This is a genomic window from Candidatus Poriferisodalis sp., assembly GCF_965203655.1.
Lineage (GTDB): Bacteria > Actinomycetota > Acidimicrobiia > Acidimicrobiales > Poriferisodalaceae > Poriferisodalis.
In genome coordinates, this window is sequence record NZ_CBDBDD010000005.1 from 109,882 (window position 1) to 130,385 (window position 20,504).

Genomic DNA, 20,504 nt, shown 5'->3' on the forward strand with positions numbered 1-20,504 from the left:
GGCTCAGATCGACAGCGGAGCTCGGCCGGCCAAGTGGTCGGCCAGATTCGACGCTGCCTCGATGAGCACCAGGCCAATGTCGTGCGTGCGGTTGGGGTCGGGAAACCTGTACGCCGGACCATGCACGTGCAGCGCGGCGACTACGTCGCCATCGGGTCCCAGCACCGGCGCTGCCACGGAGTTGATGCCGATCGCGAACTCCTCATACACCCAGACGTATCCGGCGCTGTGCACCTGCGCCAGCCGGATCCGCAAAGCCTCGGCGTCGACCATGCTGTTCGCCGTGGTGGCTTCGAGTCCGCCGGCCAGATAGTCCTCGAGGTCATCGGGGCTGAGGTGCGCCAAGTAGACCAGCCCCGACGGCACCAAGTGCAGCGGGCAGTACTCGCCAGTCCAAGAACGCACCTGCACTTCGGACTCCGGCTCAACCTGGTCGAGGTAGTAGACGGTGCGATCGGCCCGGACGCTCACGCCGGCGGTCTCACCGACTTGGTTGACCAAGCTGTGCAGATGGGGACGGGCGGCAGCCAGCAGGCTGCGATCGTCTCCTGCGGCTCCGATGATGTCGATGAGCCCCTGCCCGATGCGGTACTCGCCTCCCGCATCATCCTGCGCGACGGCACCGACTGCTTCAAGCGATGTCAGCAGCCTCGCCACGGTGCTCTTGGGCAGTCCGACGTGGTCCGCGACATCGGTGACGCCCTGTGGTCCCACCGCCAGAGCCCGCAGGACGGCGAACGCACGCGAGATCGATTGCACCGGCTCCACGGTACCCCGCAACGCGGGCGGAGCCGTCAACCAGGGCCAGAATTGTGCCGTATTGTGGAACTGTTCTGCAATGCGGAACAGCGTTCCGCTGCGGCGTGCCGTGCGGGTTGTAGTCAGAGTGAAACTGTTGTAATCACGGTAGTGACACCAAGAGCGGCGTTACAATTTGGGGCGACGGCGTTCAGCGAGTACGCGAATCTGGAGGGATGATGCCGCGGGGGAATGGTGCACGAAGGAGGGGGCGTCAGTCACCCCTCGCGCGACTCGAGACTCCATTGGTACGCGACGGCGGAGTGCTGAGGCCCGCAACCTGGGACGACGCTCTCGACCGCGCAGCCACAGGCCTGCAGGCGGCCACCCAGCAACACGGCGCCGGCGGCGTCGGCATGTTCTCGTGCTCGAAGAGCACCAACGAGATGAACTACGCGGCCCAGAAGTTCATGCGCACGGTGCTGAAGTCCAACAACATCGACTCCTGTAATCGCACCTGACACGCTCCGTCGGTCGTCGGTCTGGCGACAGTGTTCGGACTCGGGGGCGGAACGTGCTCCTACCGGGAGATCACCGAAACGGACGTGGTCCTGCTGTGGGGATCGAACGCCCGTGAGGCCCACCCGATCTTCTTTCATCACCTGCTGCGAGGGCTCGAGGGCGGCGCCGTGATGTACGCGGTGGACCCCCGCCGCACCTCATCTGCTGAGTTCGCCGACGTCTGGCTGGGGCTCGACGTCGGCACCGACATCGCGCTTGCCAACACGGTGGGTCGCGAGATCATCGCCCAGGGATGGCACAACGAATCGTTCATCCAGCGTGCCACCACCGGCTTCGAGGACTATGCGGCCTCGGTCGAGCCGTTCACGCTGGACGAGGGCGAGCGGCTGACCGGTGTACCTGCCGACGCCATAGCGGAGATGGCGCGCACCTATGCCACCGCCTCAACCGCTCAGATCCTGTGGACACTGGGCATCACCGAGCACCACACCGCTGTCGAGAACGTGCTGTCGCTATGCAACCTCGCGCTGCTCACCGGCCACGTCGGGCGGCGCGGCTCGGGATTGGTGCCGCTGCGAGGCCAGAACAACGTGCAAGGCGGTGGCGACATGGGGGCGCTGCCCGATCGTCTGCCCGGATTCCAGGCGCTCGTCGACGCGGAGGCCCGGGCTCGTTTCGAGCAGGTGTGGGATTGCGAGCTGAATCCGGTCCCCGGCAAGCACCTCACGGCGATGTTCGAAGCCATGGAGGAAGGCGAGCTGCGGGCGCTGTATGTCATAGGAGAGAACCCGGCCGACTCCGAGGCCAATGTGGCACATGCCCGCAAGCTGCTGGAAGGACTGGACCTGCTCGTCGTGCAGGACATCTCGCTCACTCACACGGCCCGCATGGCCGACGTGGTGCTGCCGGCAGCTGCGGGCTGGTCCTCCAGCGAGGGAACAGTGACTTCGTCAGAACGGCGCGTGCAGCGTGTGCGGGCAGCGGTGCCGCCCCAAGGCGACGCCCGGGATGACGTGCGCATCATTGGCGATTTGGCACAGCACATGGGTGCCAGCTGGACCGCGGCGACAGCCCACGAACTGTGGGATGAGCTGCGGATGCTGTCGCCGCTGCATGGCGGCATGAGCTGGGAACGTCTCGAGGACAACGGCGGCCTGCAGTGGCCGTGCCCGCACGACGACCATCCGGGCACCGAGTTCCTGCACTCGTGGCTGTGGGCCGATGACCTCGACGGTCACGCGTCCGCACCATTCACGGTCAACGTGCATCGTCCGCCCGCCGAGGCACTGAGCGAGCAGTTTCCGCTCCGGCTCACCACAGGCAGGGTTCTCGACTCGTACAACACCGGAGCGCAGACGGCTGGCTACTCTTCGCCGATCCGATCCGGCGATGCCATCGAGGTGAGCCCCTCCGATGCAGCAGCACTCGGCATCACCGACGGAGACGCTGTGCAGGTGAGCTCACCGCGCGGCTCGGTGAACATGGAAGTGAGCATCACCGACCGCCTGCCTGCCGGATTGGTGTTCACCACCTTCCATTTCCCGGAACTGGTCGACACCAACCTGCTCACCAACGATGCTTGGGACGCTCGCAGCGGAACGGCCGAATTCAAAGCAGCAGCCGTGCGCATCGATCCCCTGAGATCGAGCTCAGCGAGATCGGGCCCAATGGGATCCGGCACAGGGCGACCTAGTGCTGCAGCCGCTGCCGGTGGTGCCGGTGGCTGACCTTCACTTCTCCGATGCGTCCCCGACCGCATCGGAGCGACGGGCTGTCATGGCGGCGCTCAGCGTCAGCGACGCCGACTCCGGTGCTGTCGTCGTCGACCACCCCCGGGTGGTGCGTGGCGGCACGCGTCGCCGCAAGCAGATGCGACACCTGCTGCTGCCGGCCCTGCATGCCTTGCAGCGAGAGGCGGGCTGGATCTCGCCAGGCGGGCTGAACTTTGTCGGCCGCACCTTGGGGGTGCCGCCCGCAGAGGCCTACGGCGTTGCCACGTTCTACGAGATGTTCCGCACCGAAGCCCCGGCGCACGAACTCAGCGTGCGCCACGTCTGCGTCGACCCGATCTGCGCGCTCGCCGGCGCATCCCGGCTCGCAGAGAATCTTCGCTCCCAAGGGCATGCCACCCACGAGGGACCGTGCTTGGGTCAGTGCGAGCGTGCGCCGGCAGTGTTCATCCAGGGCCGGCGCGAGCCCGACCGTGTACCTGACGACGAACACGGCCCCGATTCACTGCTCGTGAGCGTCACTGCCGAATCGCCCGACGCGCCGAGCCTGCTGCGTCACATGGTCGAGCCATCGGGCGCAGCCGAAGCTGCCTCGATGGAGGCATACCAGGCTCGAGGGGGCGGCTCAGCGCTGGAAGCGGCCCTGCGCCTCGGACCCGACGAGGTCATCTCGCAGATCAGCAGTTCAGGGCTGTCGGGCCGAGGCGGCGCAGCATTCCCCACCGGCATCAAGTGGCGGGCTGTCGCGGACGGCGATGGCCCCAAGCACGTCGTGGCCAATATCGACGAGTCAGAGCCAGGCACTTTCAAAGACCGGCTGCTCTGCGAGCGGGACCCGCTCGCGATCATCGAGTCGATCGCCGTGGCCGGGCTCGTCGTCGGCGCCACCCAGGGCTGGATCTACATCCGTGGCGAGTACCCGCTAGCCACCCAGCGCCTCCGGCACGCGATCGTCCAGGCCCGTGTCGAGGGCTGGTTGGGCGACGATGCCGCAGGGTCCGGTCAGCCCTTTGACATCGATCTGCGCCGAGGTGCCGGTGCCTATATCTGCGGCGAAGAGACCGCCCTGTTCAACTCGCTCGAGGGCTTCCGGGGCGAGCCCCGCAACAAGCCGCCGTTTCCCACGACGCACGGGCTCTTCGGCCGCCCCACCGTGGTCAACAATCCCGAGACGCTGCTCAACGTGAATGAGATCCTGCGCATCGGCCCAGCGGCGTACCGCAGCGTGGGCACCGACGGCTCTCCGGGCACCAAGCTGTTCTGCCTGTCGGGCCACGTCGGGCGGCCGGGACTGTACGAGGCGCCCTTCGGGACGCCGCTGGGCGAGTTGCTGTCATTGGCGGGCGGCGTGCAGGGCGCCTTGCAGGCGGTCCTGCTGGGCGGGGCTGCGGGCAGCTTTGTCGGGCCCGATGCGCTCGAGCTGCCGCTGTCGCTGGAAGACACTCGCAGCGCCGGCACGACGCTGGGCTCGGGTCCGGTGATGGTCTTCAACGAATCTGCTGATATGGGCTCGGTGATCGAGCGTCTGGCGAAGTTCTTCCGTGACGAGTCGTGCGGTCAATGCGTGCCGTGCCGCGTCGGCACGGTGCGGCAGCATGAGATCGTCGCCCAGATTCGCCGGGCGGACGCTCCCACTCGCTCCCAGCGCATCCTGCTCGACGACATCGCCGGCGCCATGGGCGATGCATCTATCTGCGGTCTCGGCCACACGGCAGCCTCGGCGGTGCTCTCGGGAATGCGGTTGGGATTACTGGGGGCAGAGCAATCATGACTTCGGGCAACGGCAGCGTCGACTCCCACGTCACGGTCACCATCGACGGCCGCGAGGTGACGGTGCCAGAGGGTCAGACGATCTTGGCTGCGTGCACTGCAGCTGATGTCGAGACCCCCACAATCTGCTGGGCGCCCAACCTCACGCCGGTCAACGTCTGCCGTGTCTGCGTGGTGGAACTGGAGGGCTCCCGCACGCTTGTGCCCGCCTGCTCGCGGCCCGCCGAAGACGGCATGCAGATCAGCACCGACTCCGAGCGCGTGCGCCACAGCCGGCGTATGGTTCTCGAGTTCTTGGGCTCTGCCAACGACCTGTCCCAAGCCGACGAGATCGCGGGTTGGTCGCGGCACTACGGCGCCGACGCGGGGCGCTACGTCGCAGCGCTCGGCGACGAGTCCGAGGCAGAGCTCGAGCTGGTGGACGACCCGGTGCGTGTGCAGGACGACCTCTACATCCGCGCGTATGACCGCTGCGTGCTGTGCTACAAGTGCGTCGAAGCGTGCGGCGACGACGCCCAGCACACCTTTGCCATCGCGGTGGCGGGGCGAGGCTTCGACGCCCGTATCCGCACCGAGTACGACGTCGAGCTGCCGGAGAGTGCCTGTGTCTATTGCGGCAACTGCGTTGCGGTGTGCCCTACCGGTGCCTTGCAGTTCCGCACCGAGTTCGACCTGCGCGCAGTGGGGGAGTGGCGACCCGATGACCAGACGGTCACTCGCACGGTGTGCTCGTACTGCGGTGTGGGGTGCAATCTCGAGCTCCACACGCAAGATGAGCGCATCGTGAAAGTGACTTCTCCCGAGGATCACTCGGTGACGAGCGGCCATCTCTGCATCAAGGGTCGGTTCGGCTGGCAGTACGTGCATGCACCGGCATTCGAGCCACCTGCGACTGACACGCCCGTTCCAGACAGCACGGAGCCCTAGACACCGGTGACAGCGGGCGAGCCCGAAACAAACGCCGCAGGCGGTGCATCAGACTCGACCGCCGCAGGCGGTGCATCAGATACGGCACGAGCTACTCGCCGGGACCGCGCTCTGCGGCGCGCCCGCGACATGGCAGCCGAACGCCTGCCGCGCATCTCGCGAGCCCCAGCACCGGAACCCCTCGTCGGCGGTCCAGCGCTTGCCTCGACGGCCGCTCGGAGCACTGCGCTCTTCGTCGGCATAGCGCTGCTCATGGCAGGCAACGGCCTGCAGAACACGCTGCTGGGGGTGCGGGCCGAATCGGAGGGCTTCGGCTCGACGGTCTCGGGTCTGGTCATGGCGATGAACTTCGTGGGCTTCCTGGCGGGATCGGCAATGGCACCCCACTTCCTGCGCCAGGTCGGTCATGTCCGGGTCTTCGCCGCGCTGGCATCTGCCGGCAGCAGCGTGGTGCTCGTGCAGGCCGTGTGGGTGAACCCGCTGGTCTGGGGTACTGGCCGGTTCCTGTGGGGCATGTGTTTCGCCGCGTTGATCGTGGTGGCCGAGACCTGGCTGAACGAGCTGGCAACCAACGAGAATCGCGGCCGGATGCTGGCCCGCTACATGGTCATCACGATGGGTGCCATCGCTACGGGCCAGTTCATGGTGGCCATCGCCGACACCAACAGCTTCACGCTCTTCGCTGTCGTGTCGGTGCTGGTGTCGCTCGCACTGGTGCCGATGTCGCTGTCTGCATCGGCCAACCCCCCTGTCGTCGTACCCGAGCGTGTCGGGCTCCGTACGCTCCTGCAGACTGCACCGACCGGTGTTGTGGTCGCGTTTCTGGTGGGCGGCGCACTGGGCTCGATTTCGGGCATTGGAGCGGTGTACGCGGCGGCGCGGGGCCTTTCGCCGGTTCAGGTCGCGGCCTTCGTCGCTGCCCCGATGATCGGCAGCCTGTTCGGGCAGCTCCCGCTCGGCCGACTGTCAGACCGCGTGCCCCGGCGCATCGTCATGGTCCTGGCCGCATCGGTCGCAGCGGCCGCCTGCCTGGGAATGCTGGCACTCGACGAGCGGGGTATCGCAGGCATCGCTGTGATGGGCGTGATGGGTGCGTTTGCCTATCCCGTCTACTCGCTGGCAGTGGCCCAGACCAATGACTGGCTGCGCGATTCCCAGCGGGCAGGTGCCAGCGCCGTGCTGGTGCGCATGAACGGCGTCGGCGCCACGGTGGGGCCGATCTGCGCCGCTATCGGGATGTCGCTGACCCTCAACGCGTTCTACTTCGTCATGGCGGCATCGCACGTGGCGGTGGCTGTCTTCGTGGCCGGGCGGATGCTGCTGGTGGCTGGGCCGACGGTGTCCCAGCAGGGACGGTTCCACCCGATTCCCGCCCGAGCCTCGACCGCGGTGGCAGCGTTGCTTCGCAGGCGGCGCTAGGCCAGACGGGGAGTCGGGAACTGTGGGAGCGCTGTTCGGACTGCTTACGTCGGTGAGCATCGGTACCAGTGACTTGTTCGGGCGACGGGTGGTGACCCGCTGCCACGTGCTCTCAGCGATGATCGTGTTCCAGGCTGCCGCGGCGCTCGTGTCGCTCGGGATCCTGCCGTTCATTCCCGGCACGTTCGCTGGCGACGACTTCAGCCGGGGTCTGGTGTCGGGCCTCGGGCTCGGGGCTGGCTTGGCGCTGTACTACACGTCGCTGGATCGGGCTGGCTCGGCAATCGCCGCACCGATCGTGGCCACGCTCTCCGCAGTCATCCCGTTCGCCTACACCGCTGTGCGAGGCCACGACCCACCGCTTATCGGCATCATCGGTGCCGCTGTGGCATTCGGCGGGCTGGGGCTGGTGACCGCAGGCGGCACGCGCGGCAAGCACATGGCAGCAGGGACCATCTGGGCGACCCTGTCGGGCCTGGCCTACGGCGTGGGGCTCAGCGTTCTGGTTGACCTGTCCGAGAGTTCGGGGGCATGGCCAGGGTTCGGCCAGCGGCTGACCTCGGTGGCGCTCATGGCTGCCGTGGTCGCAATCCGGGGCCTGCCCGCGCTGCCCCCGCCCGACGTGATGGGCTTCGCACTGCTGACCGGAGTCGCCAGTGCCGCGGCGACGATCTTCTACATCGTCGGCATCTGGTTCGACCCACCCGCAACCGTGGTTGGCGCGTCGATGTTCCCGGTGATGAGTGTCATCGTCGGCAGAGTCGCCTACCAGGACTCCCTCAACACACGCCAGAGCATCGGCATCGTTGCCGCCGTAGCGGGCGTCACCGCAGTCGTCGCAACCTGAACCGCACACCCTGGCTGTCGGCGCCCTCAGACGATGGCGTCGGGCTCTTCGGCTTTGCGGCGGGCGATGTAGTCGCGCAGCTCGGCATCGGTTGCGTCGTCCATGGGCGGTAGTTCGTAGTCGGCCAGCATCTGCTTCATCAGCCGGTTGGCTCGCTGGGCCGCATCGAGCGAGCCTTCATCGGACCACTGCTCGAAGCTGTTGTTGTCGGCGATGGACGACTGGTAGAAGGCAGTCTCGAAATTGGCCAGGGTGTGCGGGTGTCCGAGGAAGTGGTCGCCGTGGGGGTTCGTCGTGAACGCCTCGACCGCCTGGCTGTTGTCGGACATGTCCACGCCCCGGGCGTACACCTCCATCATCCCGAGCTGGTCGGCGTCCATCAGCAGTTTCTCGTAGCTCAAAGTCAGCCCGCCCTCGAGCCAGCCGGCCGCGTGCAGCACGAAGTTCACCCCGGCAGCCATCGTGGGCAGCAGCGTCGACGCGGACTCGTAGGCCGCCTGCGCATCGGGCGCCTTGGATGACGTGAACTGCCCGCCCGAGCGGAACGGCACCCCGACGCGCCGGGCCAGCTCGGCCATGACATAGATCGCCAGGCCGGCTTCGGGAGTGCCGAACGTGGGCGCGCCCGTCGCCATCGACATCGACGACGCGAAGGTACCGAAGATCACCGGCGCTCCAGGCCGCACGAGCTGGCAGAACGCCATGCCCGACAGCGCCTCGGCCAGCGCCTGGGCCGCAAGCGCCGCCACGGTGACGGGCGACATGGCCCCCGCCAGGATGAACGGCGAGATCACGCATGCTTGGTTGTGCTGCGCGTACACCTCGGCCGCGCCGAGCATGGTGGCATCCCAGCGCAGCGGCGACGACGCGTTGATAAGGCTCGTGAGCACCGTGCGGTTGCCCAGATCGCCACCGAAGGCGATCCGGCACAGCTCGACCGAATCGCCAGCCCGCTTGGCCGCGGTCACCGAACCCATCAGCGGCTTGTCGCTGTAGCGCAGGTGTGCGTACACCATGTCGAGGTGTCGCTTGTTCACCGGCACATCCACCGGCTCGCACACCGTGCCGCCGCTGTGGTGCAGGTGGGGGAGCATCCAGGTCAGCTTGACGACCCGCTCGAAGTCCTCGAGGGTGGCGTAACGTCGCCCGCCGTCCAGATCAGTGACGAACGGCGACCCGTAGTTGGGCACGAACACCGTCGCGTCGCCGCCGATCGGCACCGAACGCGCCGGGTTGCGGGCGTGCTGGATGTAGGCCGCCGGTGCGGTTGCCTGGACGATTTCACGGCACATGCCGCGTGGGAAGCGCACCATCTCGCCATCCACGTCAGCACCGGCATCGCGCCACAGATCAAGTGCGCGGGGAAAATCCTGAAAGGCGACGCCTACTTCGGACAGGATCGTCTCGGCGTTGGACTCGATCTGGGCGAGGCCCTCGTCGTCCAGCACGTTCACTGGGGGCAGCTTCCGCTGTACATGGGTCTTGAACGCCACATCGGCTGTCGCTCGCTGGGCTTGACGGGCCGCCCGTCCGCCTCCTCGCCGTCGTCGCTCGCTCATCGCTGCCTGCTCATCGCTTCGTCGTCGCTGTCATCTGGAGTCTCGATTTCGCCCCGAAGGTCTAACGGGTGGGCGACGGACTGCCACATCTGGGTTTCGCTCACCGTCGCCTCCCGGCGCGTCGCCGACGGGTCGGCGGCTGCATTTCGCCCGGACCGACGCCAGTCGGCACGATGCCGTCTCGCTCGGGCAGGTCCACCACTGCAGCGAGCAGCGGGTTGGCAGCCGTGGCATGGGGGAGTGCCATGGCCGCCACGAACAGCTCCTGAAAGCGAGGCTCGGTGGCAGTCTCGATCTTGCGGATGCTGCGCACCACCTGCTCCATCTCGGCCCGCTGACTGCCCGAGAGCAGCGCACGAACGGCTCCGGTGCCTGCTGCGTTGCCGACTGACCGAACTTCATCGGGCTCGCAGTCGCCGATGAGTCCGAGCACCATCGCTCGCACCGGATCGATGTGCGCTCCGAATGCGCCAGCGAGCTGCACCCGATCGGGGGCTTCGATGCCGGCGTGCTCACGCAGCAGGTCGATGCCGGCGCGCAGCGCCGCTTTCGCCAGCTGGATGGCTCGCACATCGTTCTGGGTGACGGTGATGGTCGGTCCGTCGGCGCCTTCGGGAGGCTCGTACAGCACGTATGACCAGGTCCGGCCGTCGGAGATCACGCGAGACGCCCGCGCGCCCTCGCCCGGCGGTGCTGCGATGACACCATCGGACGACAGCACCCCGGCGAGGTACATCTCGGCGATCACCTCGATGATTCCGGAGCCGCAGATTCCAGTGACGCCAGCGGCTGCACTGCGAGTGCCGGCGGCGACTCGTCGCTCGACTGCCTCCGCGAAACCAGGTTCGTCGGACCACAGGTCGCAGCCGATGACCCGGACTCGAGGAGCCCACGTCACCGGGTCGATGCGCACCCGCTCGATCGCACCGGACGTCGCACGCTGACCGCAGCTGATCTGCGCGCCCTCAAATGCGGGCCCAGTCGGGCTGGATGCTGCCCACAGGCCCCCTGCGCTTCCCAGCACGATCTCGGCATTGGTGCCCACGTCCACGAGGAGGGTGACGGCGTCGTCGCGATGGGGGCCTCCGGCAAGCACGGCCGCCGCCGTGTCCGCTCCCACATGACCGGCGATCGCAGGCCCGACGTAGACACGGGCCGATGGGCACGGCAGGTCCATGTTCGGCCCGTCCAGCTCGATGGCAGCATCGGTCGCCAAGGTGAACGGTGCCTGCCCGAGCGGGGTCGGGTCGATGCCGAGGGCGATGTGGATCATGATCGGGTTGCCGACGAGCATCACTTCGAGCACGGCGCCTGGCTCGGCTCCGGCGTCGAAGCACAACTCGGTGATCAGCGTTGCGAGGCAGTCTCGGACGAGCGCAGTGAGCTCCCGGGCGCCGCCGGAGTTCATCATCACGTAGGAGACCCGGCTCATCAGGTCCTCGCCGAGGCGGATCTGGGGGTTCATGCGGCCGGCGGAGGCCAGCACGTCGCCGCTGTGCAGGTCGGTGAGGTGGCCCGCAATCGTGGTCGAGCCGATGTCGATCGCGACACCGAGCGCCGCTGTCACCACTCCCGGCCACACCGCCGTCACCATTCCGGTGCGTTCGCGAGGCTCAGATCCGCTCCAGCGAACCGCAACCGTCACCAGCCGGCCGTCGGCGTCGTCGGGGGACCCAGCGGCTACCGACGCATGGAGTCCGGCCAAGGCCTCCGGCAAGATGCCGGCCAGGTGAACATCCCATTCGTCGGCGACGCAGTCGATGATCACCTGGGCCAGCCCACGGCGCTCGTCCAGCGTCGGCGGCGGCACGGTAACGACATGCAGCGTCGCCAGCGGATCCAAAGCGATGTCGCCTACGTCGACCGTCTTGCGCACCACCGGTCCGTGCAGCTGGCTGTCGGGCGGTACGTCCACTACGACGTCGGCGCGGATGCGTGCTTGGCATCCGAGGCGGGATCCCGCGTCCAGCGGGCGCCGTCCGCTGTAGGCAGCCTCTGTCGCGCCCGGAGGGCTGAGGGCATCGGTGCCTGCGGTGATCGCCCACTTGTCAAATGTGCCCAGCGAGGGGGTCACCTGGCAGCGACCGCAGATGCCGCGCCCGCCGCACACACTGTCGAGATCGACGCCGAGCTGGCGGGCTGCGTCGAGCACGGTCGTGCCCTCGCTGACTGCGCCAGTACGGCCGGCGGGCGTGAACACGACGCGCAGCTCAGGCACCTCGACGGGCGGGAGCGTGCCCGGCGGCATCGCGCAACCGCTAGCCGACGCGAGCGCGACGGCCGCCCCGTCGGCGTGGACGTTCGCCGGTTCCGGTCCCTGCTGCGGCTGCTGGCAACCCGACCGCTCCTGGAGCGCCGCGATCACGGTGCTCAGAGATCCACGCTGCACAGTTTTCGTCGTTGCCCGCCAGCACATCGCCGGCCATGACTGCGGTCTTCACCTCCGCGTGGAGAGGATTCATGATGGCCGATGTCAGCCCTGCCCCGATGGCCATCGAGAGGAACGTGCCGGTGATCGAATTGCGGTTGGGCAGCCCGAAACTGACATTGGAGGCACCGCAGGTGGTGTTCACGCCCAGCTCGTCGCGCAATCGCCGCACGAGCTGGAACACCTGCCGACCCGCTGTCTTCATCGCGCCGATCGGCATCACCAGCGGATCGACGACGACATCGTGGCTCGGAATGCCGAAATCGGCGGCAGCGTTCACGATGCGGCGGGCCACCTCGAAGCGGACATCGGGGTCTTCGCTGATGCCGGTCTCGTCATTGGAGATCGCCACGACTGCCGCCCCTGCACGGGCCACCAGGGGCAGGACGCGCTCCATCACCTCGGGCTCGCCGGTGACCGAGTTGATGAGCGGCTTGCCGACGTAGGCATCCACACCGGCCTCGAGCGCCTCGATCACCGACGAGTCGATGCTGAGCGGCACGTCGGTGACCGACTGGACCAACTTGACCGCCGTTGCCAGCAGGGCTGGTTCATCGGCCAGCGGGACTCCGGCGTTGACGTCGAGCATGTGGGCGCCGGCCGCAACCTGGGCCAGCGCGTCGGCCTCCACCCGGCTGAAGTCGCCCGAGCGCATCTCCTCGGCGAGCATCTTGCGGCCTGTGGGATTGATGCGTTCGCCGATCATGACAAAGGGGCGTTCGAAGCCGATCACCACTTCGCGGGTGGCGGAACTGATGACGGTGTCGGTCACGCGAGCACCCGGTCTTCGCTCTTGCGTCCCGGCGCGGCGATCGCAGTCACCGCAGTCTCGAGCTCGCCGTAGCCGGTCTCGACGATCTCCAGCGGCAGCCCGAGCCGCTCTGCTCCCGCACGCGCACACGCCTCGATGCGTGCCCGTTCCTCACCGTCGGGAGTCTGGGTGAGCAGCACGACACGCGCGTAATTGCCGAAGTACATCTCGGCCAGCTCGGGGTGGTCGGCGATGCCGAGGCCCTTCCACACCAGCAACTCGAAATGCCGAGCGAGGTAGTCGGTGAGGTAGAAGGTGGCCGGCTCGGCTTCGGAGAGCTCCTCGAAGCGGGGCGCAGTCGCGAAGAACTCGTAGCAGTGCGCGCCGGGCACCCGGGTCATCGAGGGTCCGTCGCCCGCCGCATGAGCTCGCTCGAACTCGGCGCACAGGTCGTCGATCGCGCCAGCGCTGCCGCAGTCGCCATAGCCGAGGAGAATCTGTTCATAGGTTCGCCCCTGCTGTGCGAGCCGGTCCAGCCGTGCGCGCACTTCCGGCGCAATGAGCGCAGGACGGTTATGCAGCTTCGCCGGCAGGCACTCCACATCGATGTGTTCGAGGCCTCCGCTGCCAACAATCGCCTGCAGCTCGTTGACGAGTGCACCACAGCCAAGTACCAGCACGCGGCGCGATCGGCCTTCTGCTGAGGCGGCCGGCGGCCGCGGCGCGCGCCGCGCGGCCGCCGGTTTCGCTGCGGCTTCGGCTACCCGGCGCTCACGCGAGCGCCGCCGCCGGCGAGCGGTTGATTCCGGAGAGGAGGTGGCTGTCATCTCACGCAACGGCAGCGCGCCGGGCCCTGATGAGGTCTGTCGCTGTCTCCGCCGCGACGGCAGCGTCGCGGCAATAGGCGTCGGCACCAACGGCCTCGCCGAATTCCTGGTTCAGCGGCGCGCCTCCCACAATGACGAGATAGTCCTCTCGCAAGCCTTGCTCGATGAGCGTGTCGATGACCACCTTCATGTAGGGCATCGTCGTGGTCAGCAACGCCGACATTCCCAAGATGTCGGGGTGGTGAGCGTCGAGCGCTTCGAGGAACTCGTCCACATCGGTGTTGATGCCCAAGTCCACGACCTCGAAGCCGGCGCCCTCCAGCATCATCCCGACCAGGTTCTTGCCGATGTCGTGGATGTCGCCCTTGACGGTGCCGATGACGATCTTGCCGATGGGCTCGGCACCGGTCTCTGCCAGCAGCGGTCTCAACACTTCCATGCCGGCCTTCATTGCATTCGCGGCGAGCAGCACCTCGGGCACAAACAGGATCCCGTCACGGAAGTCGATCCCGACGATCCGCATCGCTTCGACCAGCGCTTCGTTGAGGACTTTGTCGGCACCCCAGCCGCGCCCGAGCAGCAGCTCGGTGCCCTCGACGATTTCGGGTCCGAGCCCGTCGTAGAGATCGTCATGCATCTGGGCGATCAGATCGTCATCGTCGAGCGCAGACAGGTCGATTTCTTCATCGACATCGTCGGTCTCGACGGCTGCCGCGTCGGCCATACCCTGCCCCCCTCGCCATCGTCATGACGTGTACCGGGCGTCCCGGCCCGGTCGCCTGTCGCAGATCCGCCCTTGGCATCCTGCGGCGGGAGGCTCCTGCCTACCCCTGTTCCACATAGTGGAACTGTGCCGCAGAATGGTACAGCAGTACGGTACCACGAAGGTCGCTCCGACAGCGACATGCGACGCCGTGCTCTGGACCGATTTCGGAGAAGTCGGATGAGTGCAGCAGCGATGCGCGTCGAGGCCGCTCAGCTGCGTTGCGCAGCGATCTTCCCTGCGATCGCCGCCGCGGCTTCCTCCACAGTCAGCAGGACTGTCTCACCAGTTGCGCGCTCAGTCAGCTCAACATTGCCCTGCGCCAGGCTGCGTGCCCCGACCGTGATGCGAAACGGGATGCCCACCAGCTCGGTGTCGGCCAGCTTCACCCCGGGGCGCAGCTCACGGTCGTCGCAAAGGCAATCGACGCCCAAGTCGGACAGTTCCTGGTACAGCACCTCGCCGGCGCGGGACTGCGACTCGTCAGCAAGATCGAGAATCGCCACGACTGCCTCGAACGGCGCAACAGAGATGGGCCAGCACAGGCCCTTTTCGTCGTGGTGGGTCTCGGCCACGGCGGCCATGGCACGACCGATGCCGATGCCGTAGCTGCCCATGATCGGTGTGCGGGCCTCGCCATCGGCGTCCAGCACCGACACGCCCATCGCCTCGGAGTATTTCCGGCCGAGCTTGAAGATGTGCCCTGCCTCGATGCATCTCACGATCCCGAGCGGCTGGCCGCACACGATGCAGGGCTCGCCGGCACCCACCTCACGCAGGTCCATCCAACGGGGATTGCTGATATCTCGTTCGATGTCGACGCCGCGCAGGTGCCAGTCGTCTTCGTTGGCACCGGTGGTCATGCAGCGTCGCCCGCGCAATGCCTCATCGGCGAAGATCGGCAAGTCGCTCACGCCGACTGCGCCGAGACTGCCGGGTTTGGCGCCGAGCTGCGCCATGGTTTCGGTGGCAGTCGCCGGCCGTATCTCGGCGGCGCCGCTGCCGTCAGCCAGCTTCTGGAGATTGAGCTGATGATCGCCGCGCAGGATCGCGAGCGAGAGCTCGCCGTCCAACACCATCACCATTGTCTTGATCTGGCGGTCCGCAGGTGCGCCGCCTTCGAAGTCGGCCAGTCCGTCGATCGTACGAACTCCGGGCGTGGGAAACCGCTCGGGAGCGGGCAGCGACGGCGGGTCGTCGATCGGCGGCACCGATGCGCGGGCCCGTTCGACGTTGGCCCGGTAGCCGCAGGCATCACAGCGCGCCACGTCGTCCTCGCCGACCGGCGACGCCACCATGAACTCGACGCTCGCATCGCCGCCCATCGCACCCGATGAGGCCTGCACGTCCATCACCTCGAGATCCAGACGCTCGAATATCCGCAGGTAGGCCTCCCAGTGGGCGTCGAACGCAGCATCGAGTCCCGCTTCGTCGAGATCGAAGCTGTAGGAGTCCTTCATCATGAACTCCCGCACTCGCAGCAGCCCGCTGCGCGGGCGCGGTTCATCGCGGAACTTGGTCTGGATCTGGTACCAGATCTGCGGCAGATCGCGGTACGAGCTCATCTCCGCAGCAAGTGCTGCGAATACCTCTTCGTGGGTCATGCCCAGCACGACATCGGCATCGTTGCGGTCCTTCAGGCGGAACATCTCCGCGCCGACCAAGTCCCACCGGCCGCTGCGCCGCCACAGATCCGCCGGGTGCATGGCAGGCAGCAGGAACTCCTGGGCACCGATGGCGTCCATCTCGGAGCGCACGATGTCGGCCACCCTGTTGTGGACCCGCAGGCCGAGCGGCAGCAGGTTGTAGTGACCCGAATGCAGCTGCCGGATGAAGCCAGCTCGCACCAGCAGGCGGTGGCTCGCAGCCTCGGCCTCAGCTGGCGCGTCACGCAGCGTCGGGATGAACGAATCGGACCATCGCACCCGACAGAGGCTATGTGCAGGCGCTCACGGGTCCGCTGCCAATATGTGCCCGATTCCGGCGGCGTTGCGATGCGAGGCCCGTCCGGTACCCTCACGGGACGTAGCCGGAGTCAGCACATCGGTAGTGCAGTCTCGGCTCGCCCACCGAAGCCTCACGAACGAGGCCTCGTACCGGCAGCGGCACTTCTGCCCGCAGCGGGTCCTGTGTCGAAGATTCGGATTGAGCGCAATGCGCGGTCCGGACGGACGATGCGGTTCACCTGCTGATGCCTTCCTATGACCCAATGAGCGACGAAGACGCACGGACACGGGTTCCGAACCATGGCGCACTAGCGCCGTCCGTGACCGCGCCCACGCACAGCGGTGCCTCGAGCGGCGGTCTGGCCCTAGTCGAACGATCAAGCTCCGGCAACGGGGAGACCGCTTCGGCGCTCGCCGCCAAGAGCTGGAACGAGATCGCTCGGCTTGTGTGGGCCGAAGCCCTCGGCAGTGCGGGCTCGGTTGACATCGAGACACTCCGAACCGATCCCCAGCGCTGGGAGCGAGTTCTGCTCGACCTGCTGGAGGAGACCGAGGCGTCCCTGTCCTCAGTGCGCCGGCTGCCGCGGCCGATTCGCCGTCAGGTGGTCCGGGATTTCGAATCCGACTTCAACGAGCTTGCCGCTGCCTACGAACGCCTGACGGGGATCGACGCCACCGTTTCGCCGCCCGACGTCGATGGCCCGAGCGCCACTGCCGACGGTGACGATGCCGCAGCGGGGCCTGCGCCCGAACCGCCCGCTCTGCAGCTGTCGTGGCAACCGGGGCGGATCGTCGCGTGGGCTGCAGGAGCAGGCACCGAGCCCGAGCCCACCGAACGCGTCATGGATCGGCTCGTCGCCACCGGCGCACCCGAGAGCGTGTGGCGTCCGAACACGAACGTCAAGCTGCCTGCCGGCGGCTCCGCCGAAGCCCTCGTGGCCGACATCGACGATGTGCTGGGCTGGCTGGTCGGCCTCGACGGAACCCTCGCCACTCCCAATTCAGCGGCTGGCACACTCAGCGACTCTCACAACGGGGCGGAGGCCACGAATGGGCTCGGCAATGGAATTGACGAGTCGCTGCACGGCAATACCCAGACCGATATGGCCGCCGGCGAGGGCGACGACCGGCTGATCGGTGCCAGTGCGATGTGGCTGCGATCAGCGGCCCGCACCGCTGTCGAGCTAGTAGCCGACGGGCGCACGGTGCCTCGTCTGCATCGCGCCCGCAAGCGCCGCAACCGCAAGCGCCCTGACACCGCCGAATTCTCGGTCCAATGGCAACCGGCATCGATGCCGGCGCAGCGTCTGGCTGCGCTCATCGACAGCCTTCCCAGCGCCGTCACGGCCCCAGAACCGAAGGCCGAGCCCCGCACGGTGACCCAGTCGGCGCTTGTTGGCATGGTCGACGCGATCATGACCAGCGCCGCGAAGCGTCTCGACGTGCCGGCTGCTTCCCCCGAGCCGCGCAGCAAGGCGGAAATGGCCGAGGCTTTCCTGGCCTACCTGGACGGCACCCGTTTCGTCGGATCAGCGACGCACGGCTCGGATCTCGCCCGGCGTATCGAGCTGTGGTCGCGGCCCGTGACCACAGCGGCCCAGCAGTCGCTGGTGGTGCGACTCGACGAGCCAGATGATGCGGGAGCGTGGCACCTCGAGGTTCTGGCGCTGAACCCCGAGGGCGCGACCGAGCCCGTCGAAGTGGCGATGGTGAGCGGGGTCAGCGCGCACCGGACGGAAGTGAGAGACCAGCTCGCCCGGCTGGAGCGGCTGCTGCCGGTGCTGATGCGCCCGGGCGGCAAGCGGCGCGGTGAGGTCATCCTCAGCCAGGACGAAGCCTGGGAGCTGATGTCGGTGACCGGTCCCGCCCTGCAGTCGGCAGGCTTCGCGGTGGAAGTCCCGGACCTCTCACGCGAGCGTCCTGCACCGTCGTTGCGCCTCACCGCCACCGAGGAAACGGACAGCGCACTCGGTGCCCAGCGGCTCACCGCAGTCAGTTGGACCGCAGTCTTCGGCGACGTCGAGCTCACCGCGGACGAGATCCATGACCTGGCCTCTCAGGCTCGCCCGCTGGTGCGTGACCGGGGCAAGTGGATCGCGCTGGACCATGCCGACCTCGCCGAGGCAGCAGCGGCCCTCGCCGATCGTGCAGATGTCACTTCGCTGACGGGCTCCCAGATGCTGCGCCAGGTGCTGGGGCTCGAAGGACCGTCGGTCCGCGGCGGCGTCACCATCTCGGGCAGCGGCTGGGCGGCGGACCTGCTGCGAGCTGCTGCGGAGATTCCCTCTGCACCCTCGCGCAGGCCCGACGGCTTCGTCGGCGAGCTGCGCACCTACCAGGCCGAGGCAGTGGCGTGGCTGGAGTTCTTGGACGGCGCTGGGCTGGGCGGATGCCTGGCACTTGACATGGGCCTCGGCAAGACGCCGACGATCCTGGCGCAGGTTGCGGTTGATCGGCGAGATGCGCCTGCACTGGTCATCGCTCCGCCCGCAGTCGTCGGCAATTGGGCAGCCGAAGCAGCTCGCTTCACGCCCGGCGTGCGAGCGATCGTCCATCACGGACCATCCCGGCGCGATCCTGACGAGCTGGTGAGCGCACTGCGTGACACCACCGGTTCAAACGGAAACACCCGGATCGACATGGTGATCACCACCTACGGCACCGCTGTACGCGACATCGAGGCGCTGGAGGAGATCACCTGGGACCGCATCGTCGTCGACGAGGCCCAAGTCATCAAGAACCACACGAGCGAGACGGCGAAACAGCTCAGGCGATTGACAGCGCGCAGCCGCCTGGCGCTCACGGGCACTCCGATCGAGAACGGCCTAGGCGACCTCTGGGCGATTATGGACTTCTGCAATCCTGACCTTGTCGGCGCGCGGGCACCGTTCATCGCCCAGCTGCAGCGGCCCGGTGATGCCCGAGGCGCGGCCGAGTCGGCCCTGCACGCCCTCAATGGTGTGCTCGTGTTCCGTCGGACCAAAGCAGAACCCCAGATCGCAGCCGAGCTGCCTGACCGGATCGACGAGATGGCCCATTGCGCCATGACGCCCGAGCAGATCGGCCTGTACCAGGCCGTGCTGGACCAGCTGATCGTGGACACCGCTGAGAGCGAGCAGACGGGGGAGCGACGCAAGGGAGCAGTGCTGGCCGCCATCACTGCCCTCAAGCAGATCTGCAATCATCCGCTCAACTACCGGCCCGACGACATCGACGATCGCATCGAGGGTCGCAGCGGCAAGCTGGACCGGCTCAACCAGATCCTCGAAGCGGTATTCGCGGCGGGGGAGCGGGCGCTGGTCTTTACCCACTTCGCCACTTGGGGCGAACGGCTGGCCGGGTACCTCTCAAGGCGGACCGGATTGCACATCGACTGCTATCACGGCGGTTTGGGGCGCGCTGCGCGCGACCGTATGGTGCGGCGCTTCCAGACCGAGGAGGGCCCCGGGGCAATGGTGCTGTCGCTCAAGGCGGGCGGCACTGGCTTGAACCTGACCGCTGCCAGCCACGTCGTGCTGTACGACCGTTGGTGGAACCCTGCTGTCGAGGACCAGGCGCGCGACCGGGCGTGGCGCATCGGGCAGACCCGCACCGTCATCTGCCACCGCTTGGTGTGCCCTGGCACGGTCGACGAGCGCGTGGAGGAAGTGGTTGCCGGCAAGCGACGGATCGCCGACATGGTGCTTCCCAAGTCGAGCTCTATTGGAGATCTCGACGCTGAGCAACTCCGCCATGCGCTGGGCATCAATCCCGATGCGCTCTTGGCTGACGACTTCGACGGGCTGGACGCCGACAGTCCTGAGGTCGGCGAGCTCGTGGCTGCCGGCGTTGCAGGGGCAGGCGGGTCATGAGCTCCCGCCGGCGCCGCAAGACATCGCGTACCCGACGTCTGGGCGGCACCGAAGCGCAGCAGCGGCAGGCCGCAGAGACCAGCATCAAGTTCTGGCATGGCGGCATCTCGGATCCCTCGGCGGGGGAGCAGACAGGCCAATCTGCAGATGCCGATAGCGGTGAACCGTCTGCTGAGGCCATCGTGGTATCGGCAGACATCGAGCTGTCCGCTGAGACCCCTCGCATCTCAGTGACACCCGACCCGACCTCTACGGTGCGCTCGCTCGGCAAACCGCCGCTCGTCGGGCGGGAAATGGTTGCGGAGCACTATTTCGAAGCCGTGTATCAGCGCGCCGTCGCGATGGCAGGCGCGCTCGCTGCCGCCGGAAGCCTGCTCGACGAATCCGACGAGACGTTCACCTCGTCCTGAGCTGCGCCGGATTGAC

Annotated in this window: 14 protein-coding genes; 7 read left to right on the forward strand and 7 right to left on the reverse strand. The window is 67.4% G+C overall.

Features of this window, described 5'->3' with window-relative positions:
• Positions 1–3: 3 nt before the first annotated feature.
• A complete protein-coding gene (locus ACOGW9_RS04845) occupies positions 4–759 on the reverse strand; it encodes an IclR family transcriptional regulator (RefSeq protein ID WP_419908915.1) in 756 nt (251 codons plus the stop codon).
• Between the two features lie 218 nt (positions 760–977).
• Here ACOGW9_RS04845 and ACOGW9_RS04850 point away from each other — a divergent pair, with 218 nt between their 5' ends.
• The 5 genes from ACOGW9_RS04850 to ACOGW9_RS04870 all read left to right on the forward strand — a co-directional run bounded on the left by ACOGW9_RS04850 (position 978) and on the right by ACOGW9_RS04870 (position 7,953).
• Complete coding sequence (locus ACOGW9_RS04850; protein ID WP_419908917.1) at positions 978–2,987, forward strand: molybdopterin oxidoreductase family protein; 2,010 nt, start codon at positions 978–980, stop codon at positions 2,985–2,987.
• Positions 2,988–3,036: 49 nt separating this feature from the next.
• Complete coding sequence (locus ACOGW9_RS04855) at positions 3,037–4,761, forward strand: NAD(P)H-dependent oxidoreductase subunit E (RefSeq protein WP_419909315.1); 1,725 nt, start codon at positions 3,037–3,039, stop codon at positions 4,759–4,761.
• Positions 4,758–5,687 (forward strand): 2Fe-2S iron-sulfur cluster-binding protein, encoded by a 930-nt coding sequence (locus ACOGW9_RS04860; protein WP_419908919.1) that lies wholly within the window; start codon positions 4,758–4,760, stop codon positions 5,685–5,687. The genes ACOGW9_RS04855 and ACOGW9_RS04860 overlap by 4 nt, the downstream gene beginning before the upstream one ends.
• A gap of 129 nt (positions 5,688–5,816) precedes the next feature.
• Entirely contained in the window at positions 5,817–7,106 is a 1,290-nt protein-coding gene (locus ACOGW9_RS04865; protein ID WP_419908921.1) for an MFS transporter, read from the forward strand.
• A 22-nt stretch (positions 7,107–7,128) separates the two neighbouring features.
• Positions 7,129–7,953: an EamA family transporter gene (locus tag ACOGW9_RS04870; RefSeq protein ID WP_419908923.1), complete on the forward strand. Its 825-nt coding sequence runs from the start codon at positions 7,129–7,131 to the stop codon at positions 7,951–7,953.
• A gap of 26 nt (positions 7,954–7,979) precedes the next feature.
• On the opposite strand, the gene ACOGW9_RS04875 is transcribed toward ACOGW9_RS04870, so the two are convergent.
• The 6 genes from ACOGW9_RS04875 to ACOGW9_RS04900 all read right to left on the reverse strand — a co-directional run bounded on the left by ACOGW9_RS04875 (position 7,980) and on the right by ACOGW9_RS04900 (position 16,206).
• Complete coding sequence (locus ACOGW9_RS04875) at positions 7,980–9,512, reverse strand: trimethylamine methyltransferase family protein (protein ID WP_419908925.1); 1,533 nt, start codon at positions 9,510–9,512, stop codon at positions 7,980–7,982.
• A gap of 100 nt (positions 9,513–9,612) precedes the next feature.
• Complete coding sequence (locus ACOGW9_RS04880) at positions 9,613–11,760, reverse strand: ASKHA domain-containing protein (protein ID WP_419908927.1); 2,148 nt, start codon at positions 11,758–11,760, stop codon at positions 9,613–9,615.
• Positions 11,761–11,770: 10 nt separating this feature from the next.
• Positions 11,771–12,712 (reverse strand): dihydropteroate synthase, encoded by a 942-nt coding sequence (locus ACOGW9_RS04885; protein ID WP_419908929.1) that lies wholly within the window; start codon positions 12,710–12,712, stop codon positions 11,771–11,773.
• Entirely contained in the window at positions 12,709–13,371 is a 663-nt protein-coding gene (locus tag ACOGW9_RS04890) for a DUF1638 domain-containing protein (RefSeq protein ID WP_419908931.1), read from the reverse strand. Before ACOGW9_RS04890 ends, ACOGW9_RS04885 begins: the two co-directional genes overlap by 4 nt.
• 148 nt (positions 13,372–13,519) lie before the next feature.
• Complete coding sequence (locus ACOGW9_RS04895) at positions 13,520–14,242, reverse strand: corrinoid protein (protein ID WP_419908933.1); 723 nt, start codon at positions 14,240–14,242, stop codon at positions 13,520–13,522.
• A gap of 251 nt (positions 14,243–14,493) precedes the next feature.
• Positions 14,494–16,206, reverse strand: coding sequence for a proline--tRNA ligase (locus tag ACOGW9_RS04900; RefSeq protein ID WP_419908935.1), 1,713 nt, complete (start codon positions 16,204–16,206; stop codon positions 14,494–14,496).
• Positions 16,207–16,547: 341 nt separating this feature from the next.
• On the opposite strand from ACOGW9_RS04900, the gene ACOGW9_RS04905 reads away from it, so the two are divergent.
• Together ACOGW9_RS04905 and ACOGW9_RS04910 are read left to right on the forward strand one after the other, a co-directional pair.
• Positions 16,548–20,078: an SNF2-related protein gene (locus tag ACOGW9_RS04905; protein ID WP_419908937.1), complete on the forward strand. Its 3,531-nt coding sequence runs from the start codon at positions 16,548–16,550 to the stop codon at positions 20,076–20,078.
• On the forward strand, positions 20,075–20,488 hold the full coding sequence (locus ACOGW9_RS04910) for a hypothetical protein (protein WP_419908939.1): 414 nt from the start codon (positions 20,075–20,077) through the stop codon (positions 20,486–20,488). The genes ACOGW9_RS04905 and ACOGW9_RS04910 overlap by 4 nt, the downstream gene beginning before the upstream one ends.
• The last annotated feature ends 16 nt before the right edge of the window (positions 20,489–20,504 follow it).

What these genes read in the sequence shown, in the direction of transcription:
- ACOGW9_RS04855 (WP_419909315.1), top strand. Translation starts at nt 3,037, where the DNA reads ATGGCGGCGCTCAGCGTCAGCGACGCCGACTCCGGTGCTGTCGTCGTC.
- ACOGW9_RS04860 (WP_419908919.1), top strand. Translation starts at nt 4,758, where the DNA reads ATGACTTCGGGCAACGGCAGCGTCGACTCCCACGTCACGGTCACCATC.
- ACOGW9_RS04865 (WP_419908921.1), top strand. Translation starts at nt 5,817, where the DNA reads ATGGCAGCCGAACGCCTGCCGCGCATCTCGCGAGCCCCAGCACCGGAA.
- ACOGW9_RS04875 (WP_419908925.1), bottom strand. Translation starts at nt 9,512, where the DNA reads ATGAGCGAGCGACGACGGCGAGGAGGCGGACGGGCGGCCCGTCAAGCC.
- ACOGW9_RS04880 (WP_419908927.1), bottom strand. Translation starts at nt 11,760, where the DNA reads ATGCCGCCGGGCACGCTCCCGCCCGTCGAGGTGCCTGAGCTGCGCGTC.
- ACOGW9_RS04895 (WP_419908933.1), bottom strand. Translation starts at nt 14,242, where the DNA reads ATGGCCGACGCGGCAGCCGTCGAGACCGACGATGTCGATGAAGAAATC.
- ACOGW9_RS04910 (WP_419908939.1), top strand. Translation starts at nt 20,075, where the DNA reads ATGAGCTCCCGCCGGCGCCGCAAGACATCGCGTACCCGACGTCTGGGC.